At 64.5% G+C, this 2,534-nt stretch carries 2 protein-coding genes and 1 pseudogene; all 3 read right to left on the minus strand.

What is annotated here, in order from left to right:
• Positions 1 to 243: 243 nt before the first annotated feature.
• Complete coding sequence (locus tag MOV74_RS35905; RefSeq protein WP_246931972.1) at positions 244 to 1,686, minus strand: homospermidine synthase; 1,443 nt, start codon at positions 1,684 to 1,686, stop codon at positions 244 to 246.
• A gap of 48 nt (positions 1,687 to 1,734) precedes the next feature.
• Positions 1,735 to 2,124 carry a RidA family protein gene (locus MOV74_RS35910; protein WP_246931974.1) on the minus strand — a complete coding sequence of 130 codons (390 nt, stop codon included), beginning with the start codon at positions 2,122 to 2,124 and terminating at the stop codon, positions 1,735 to 1,737.
• 147 nt (positions 2,125 to 2,271) lie between these two features.
• Positions 2,272 to 2,534 (minus strand): annotated as a pseudogene (locus tag MOV74_RS35915) (N-acetyltransferase); the annotation flags it as partial.

Raw genomic sequence — 2,534 nt, forward strand, 5'->3', positions numbered from 1 at the left:
CCCGATCCGCAGACGCAGGGCGCGGCGACCAAGCCCGCGCTGCCGCCGGCTCCGGCCGAGAAGATCGCGCCGCCGATGGAGAAGAAGTAGCGAGTTCTGGTTGGCAGCGTCACGGCCGGGCTTGTCCCGGCCATCCACGTTCTTGGAGCTGCAGAAAGAAAGTCCGTGGATGCCCGGGCCTTTGCCGCGCCGAAGCGGCTTCGGCCGCGCAGGCGGGACAAGCCCGGGCATGACGGCTCGTTATCACCGCACGAGGATGTTCTTGAACTGCCACGGATCAGACGTGTCGATATCTTCCGGGAACAGGCCGGGACGATCCGTCAGCGGCGTCCAGTCGGTGTAAAAGCCCTTCACCGGGCCGAGATAGGGCAGCTGGATTTCCAGCAGGCGATCGAAATCCATCTCGTCAGCTTCGACGATGCCTTCCTTCGGGTTTTCCAGCGCCCAGACCATGCCGCCGAGCACGGCGGAGGTCACCTGCAGGCCGGTGGCGTTCTGGTATGGCGCGAGCTTGCGGGTCTCTTCGATCGAGAGCTGCGAGCCGTACCAGTAGGCGTTGTTGTCGTGGCCGAACAGCAGCACGCCGAGTTCGTCGATGCCGTCGACGATCTCGTTCTCGTCGAGGATGTGGTGCTTCTCCTGCATCTTCGCCGCGCGGCCGAACATCTCATGCAGCGACAGCACGGCATCGTCGGCCGGGTGATAGGCATAGTGGCAGGTCGGCCGATAGACCGCCGTGCCCGAGGCGTCGCGCACCGTGAAGTAATCCGCGATCGAGATCGACTCGTTGTGGGTGACGAGGAAGCCATATTGCGCGCCGCGGGTTGGGCACCAGGTGCGCACGCGCGTGTTGGCGCCGGGCTGCATCAGATAGATGGCGGCGCCGCAGCCGGCTTCATGGGTCTTTGCATTCTCGGGCATCCATTTTTCATGGGTGCCCCAGCCGAGCTCGGACGGCTGCACGCCTTCCGACAGGAAGCCTTCCACCGACCAGGTGTTGACGAAGACATCCGGCTCTTTCGGCTTCTTGGAGCGCTGGGTGTCGCGTTCGGCAATGTGGATGCCCTTGATGCCGGCTTGCCGCATCAGGTCGGCCCATTCGGCCTTGGTCTTCGGCTTGGGCGCATTGAGCTTCAGATCGGCGGCAACATTGAGCAGCGCCTGCTTGACGAAAAACGAGACCATGCCGGGATTGGCGCCACAGCAGGAGACGGCGGTCGTCGAGCCCGTGGGGCGCGCCCTCTTGGCGGCCAGCGTCGCTTCGCGAAGCGCGTAGTTGGAGCGCGCTTCCGGGCCCTTCGACGAATCGAAATAGAAGCCGAGCCAGGGCTCGTTGACGGTGTCGATGTAGAGCGCGCCGAGCTCGTTGCAGAGCTCCATGATGTCGGTGGAACCGGTATCGACCGAGAGATTGACGCAAAAGCCCTGGCCGCCGCCCTCGGTGAGCAGCGGGGTCAGCAGCTCCCGATAATTATCTTTGGTCACACCCTTCTGGATGAAGCGGACATTGTGCTTCTCGCAATGCGCCTTGCGGCCCTCGTCCTTGGGATCGATCACGGTGACGCGCGACTTGTCGTAGTCGAGATGCCGCTCGATCAGCGGCAGCGTGCCTTTGCCGATGGAGCCGAAGCCGACCATGACGATGGGACCGGTGATCTTCGCGTAGATCTGCGAGGCGGGGCTCATGGGATGGTTTCTCCGGAACGTTCTGGCGGACAAAGGGTGAGGGGTGGATCAGGCGCTGCGGCGCTTGGCGGTGGCTTCGATCTCGACCTTCATCTCGGGCTTGTAGAGCGCCGAGACGACGAGAAGCGTTGCGGCCGGGCGGATGTCGCCGAGGACTTCGCCGCAGACGGCGAAATGCGCGTCTGCGTCCTTGATGTCGGTGAGGTAGTAGGTCACGCGGACGATGTCGGCCATCTCGAAACCGCCCTCCTTCAGGGCAGCTTCGATGGTCTTGAAGCAGTTGCGTGACTGGCTCGTGACATCGGCCGGCATCGTCATCGTGGTGTAGTCATAGCCCGTGGTTCCCGCGACGAAGGCGAACTCGCCGTCGATCACGGCGCGGCTGTAGCCGGCGGTCTTCTCGAACGGGGAGCCGGTGGAAATCAGGCGACGGGACATGTCTTGGGCCTCGACTGAAGGGGATGTTTCGCGGGGGTTAAAGGGCGTTTCCGGGGCTCACGCAACCCCAAAGGACAGGGATCGGCGCAGGCGCAGCCGGGCGTTGCCGCTTTACGCGGCTTCGGTCGTCGCCATCATGGCAAGACCTTAGGCCGCGTGCGCATGGAGGGCGCGAACTACCCTCCGTTTGGATAGGACCGCGCCGGTCGGGACGATCATCCCTTCGGCGCCGTCGAGCGCGCCTTCCGCGAACTCGATCGCCAGCAGGCGGTCGCGTTCGAACGGGCCGGGCAGTGCCAGCGCGCCGGTGTTCTCGCCTGAGAAGCCGAAGCGGGCGTAATAGGGAGCATCGCCGAGCAGGATCACGGCTTCATGGCCGCGCGCCCGGGCGGCGGCCAGCGCTTGATGCA

The organism is Bradyrhizobium sp. SHOUNA76 (assembly GCF_023006445.1).
In the GTDB taxonomy this organism is placed as follows: Bacteria; Pseudomonadota; Alphaproteobacteria; order Rhizobiales; family Xanthobacteraceae; genus Bradyrhizobium.

Coding starts and splice junctions, on each gene's coding strand:
- MOV74_RS35910 (WP_246931974.1), bottom strand. CDS start 2,124: ATGTCCCGTCGCCTGATTTCCACCGGCTCCCCGTTCGAGAAGACCGCC.
- MOV74_RS35905 (WP_246931972.1), bottom strand. CDS start 1,686: ATGAGCCCCGCCTCGCAGATCTACGCGAAGATCACCGGTCCCATCGTC.